Source organism: Ruegeria sp. AL11 (assembly GCF_056540865.1).
Genome location: NZ_JBQFXO010000093.1, coordinates 1 through 545 on the forward strand (window position 1 = coordinate 1; position 545 = coordinate 545).

A 545-nucleotide genomic window follows, 5' to 3' on the forward strand; every position below is an offset into this window, starting at 1 on the left:
GGCGGCGGCGTCAGCGAAAGCCCGGATCAGCACGTCCACATCACCGACAAGATCGGGTTCAACATCGGCGCAGCGGGGCAACCGCCGAAATGCCGCAACTCGCTGCACAGCCACACCACCGCCGAGGTGTTCTTTGTTGCTAAAGGTCGATGGCGGTTCTTCTGGGGTCGTTATGGCACGGCTGGCGAGTTCATCGCCGAAGAAGGCGACATCTTCAACATCCCGACCGGGATCTTCCGCGGCTTCGAGAATGTCGGCCAGGACTATGGGATGATCATGTCGATGCTTGGTGGCGACGATGCCGGTGGCGGCGTGACCTGGGCTCCGCAAGTCATTCAGGATGCGCAGGCCCATGGCCTGATGTTGGGCAATAACGGCGTCCTTTACGATAGCAAAAAGGGTGAGGAACTGCCACACAATGTGCAGCCGATGCCGCTACTGACCGAGGAAGAACTGAAAGCCTACCCTGAGGTTCCCGTTGATGCGGTGATCGGCAAATACGTCGCTCGCTACTGGGACCTGATGGCGCTGGCAGCGGACAAACC

General features: G+C 59.8%; 1 protein-coding gene. It reads left to right on the forward strand.

Annotated features, from left to right (window positions below):
* The coding region (locus ACR0IP_RS23460) for a cupin domain-containing protein (protein ID WP_480528204.1) at nt 1-545 on the forward strand (545 nt) is incomplete at both ends.